Origin of the sequence: Saccharopolyspora sp. 6V (assembly GCF_020176785.1) — a bacterium.
Taxonomy (GTDB): Bacteria; Actinomycetota; Actinomycetes; order Mycobacteriales; family Pseudonocardiaceae; genus Saccharopolyspora_C; species Saccharopolyspora_C gregorii.
In genome coordinates this window covers 1-2,121 of sequence record NZ_JAIUKB010000113.1, presented here as the reverse complement: position 1 = coordinate 2,121, position 2,121 = coordinate 1, and the positions used below count along the sequence as shown (strand labels likewise).

Genomic DNA, 2,121 nt, shown 5'->3' with positions numbered 1-2,121 from the left:
CCTCCTACTCCCCGGCCGCGGGGGGGGGGGGGGGCGCGGCCGGGCGGGCCCCGGCGCGCGAGGACGCCCCCCGGGGGGGGGGCGCCGCCCCCCCCCCCCCCCCCCCCCCCCCCCCCCCCCCCCCCCCCCCGGGGGGGGCGCCCCCCCCGACACAAGAGGTGCGAACAAGGCCATGGCCGTCGTCACCATGAAGCAGCTGCTCGACAGCGGCGTGCACTTCGGGCACCAGACCCGGCGCTGGAACCCGAAGATGAAGCGCTACATCTTCACCGAGCGCAACGGCATCTACATCATCGACCTGCAGCAGACGCTGTCGTACATCGATGCGGCGTACGACTTCGTCAAGCAGACGGTCGCCCACGGCGGGACGATCCTGTTCGTCGGCACCAAGAAGCAGGCGCAGGAAGCGATCGCGGAGCAGTCGCTGCGCGTCGGCATGCCCTACGTGAACCAGCGCTGGCTGGGCGGCATGCTCACGAACTTCCAGACGGTGCACCGCCGTCTCCAGCGGCTCAAGGAGCTGGAGGCGATGGAGCAGACCGGCGGCTTCGAGGGGCGCACCAAGAAGGAAATCTTGATGCTGACCCGCGAGAAGGACAAGCTGGAAAAGACCCTCGGCGGCATCCGCGACATGTCCAAGATCCCCAGCGCCGTCTGGATCGTGGACACGAAGAAGGAGCACATCGCCGTCGGCGAGGCTCGCAAGCTGAACATCCCGGTCGTCGCGATCCTGGACACCAACTGCGACCCGGACGAGGTCGACTACCCGATCCCGGGCAACGACGACGCGATCCGCTCCGCCGCGCTGCTGACCCGCGTGGTGGCCGACGGTGTCGCCGCCGGTCTGATGGCCCGCAGCGGCCGCGGCAACGGCGTTGCCGAGGGCGAGGAGAAGCCCCAGCCGGCCGGCGAGGAGCCGCTGCCGGAGTGGGAGCAGCAGCTGCTGACCACCGGTTCCGGTGAGGGTGCGGCGAAGGCCGACGAGCCCGCCCAGTCCTGATTCCGACCGTGGCGGTCACCCCAGCGGTGACCGGCACGATCATCGGGTCCCCCGGCCGCACCGCGGCTCGGGGCCCAGCGGCGGCGGGCGTCGAGCACGACCCGCCGCCCATTCGCGTCGCGAGCGGCCGCGGACGCACGTGCTGCCTCCGCTGCCGCCGCTGATCTTCCGCTGTGCACACATTCCGAAAAAGGACGGACCCGCACGATGGCGAACTACACTGCGGCCGACGTCAAGCGTCTCCGTGACCTGACCGGCGCCGGCATGATGGACTGCAAGAAGGCCCTCACCGAGACCGACGGGGACTTCGACAAGGCCGTGGAGGTCCTGCGCATCAAGGGTGCCAAGGACATCGGCAAGCGCGCCGAGCGCTCCGCCGCCGAGGGCCTGGTCGTCGCCGCCGGCGGTGCGATGATCGAGCTGAACAGCGAGACGGACTTCGTCGCCAAGAACGACGAGTTCATCGCGCTGGCGGACAAGGTCGTCGAGGCCGCGAAGGCCGCGAACTCCTCCGACCTGGAGACGGTCAAGGCCGCCCCGCTGGGCGACAAGACCATCGGTGAGGCCGTGCAGGACCTCGCCGTCAAGATCGGTGAGAAGCTGGAGCTGCGCCGCGTCGTCGTCTTCGACGGCCAGGTGACCACCTACCTGCACCGCCGCGCCGCGGACCTCCCGCCGGCCGTGGGCGTGCTGGTCGAGTACACCGGCTCCGACGAGGACGCCGCGCGCAACGCCGCGATGCAGGTGGCGGCCCTGAAGGCCACCTATCTCAGCCGCGACGACGTCCCCGAGGACGTGGTGGCCAACGAGCGCCGCATCGCCGAGGAGACCGCGCGCGCCGAGAACAAGCCGGAGCAGGCCCTCCCGAAGATCATCGAGGGTCGTCTGAACGGCTTCTTCAAGGAGAACGTGCTGCTCGACCAGCCGTCGGTGCAGGACAACAAGAAGACCGTCAAGGCCCTGCTGGACGAGGCAGGCGTGACCGTGACCCGCTTCGCGCGGTTCGAGGTCGGCCAGGCCTGATCCCGCCCGGGGGGGGGGGGGGGGGGGCGCCCCCCCCCCCCCCCCCGCGGCCGGCCCCCCCCCCCCCCCGCCGCAGCGGGAGGGGGGGCGGCGCGCCG

2 protein-coding genes are annotated in these 2,121 nt (G+C 71.7%); both read left to right on the top strand.

The window, feature by feature from the left end; all coding sequences use genetic code 11:
* Positions 1–172 precede the first annotated feature (172 nt).
* The gene (gene rpsB / locus LCD35_RS21555) at positions 173–1,000 is read left to right on the top strand and encodes a 30S ribosomal protein S2 (protein WP_224960004.1); all 828 of its coding nucleotides are present in this window, start codon (positions 173–175) and stop codon (positions 998–1,000) included.
* Between the two features lie 207 nt (positions 1,001–1,207).
* A complete protein-coding gene (gene tsf, locus LCD35_RS21550) occupies positions 1,208–2,023 on the top strand; it encodes a translation elongation factor Ts (protein WP_224960005.1) in 816 nt (271 codons plus the stop codon).
* Positions 2,024–2,121 lie beyond the last annotated feature (98 nt).

What these genes read in the sequence shown, in the direction of transcription:
- tsf (WP_224960005.1), top strand. Translation starts at nt 1,208, where the DNA reads ATGGCGAACTACACTGCGGCCGACGTCAAGCGTCTCCGTGACCTGACC.
- rpsB (WP_224960004.1), top strand. Translation starts at nt 173, where the DNA reads ATGGCCGTCGTCACCATGAAGCAGCTGCTCGACAGCGGCGTGCACTTC.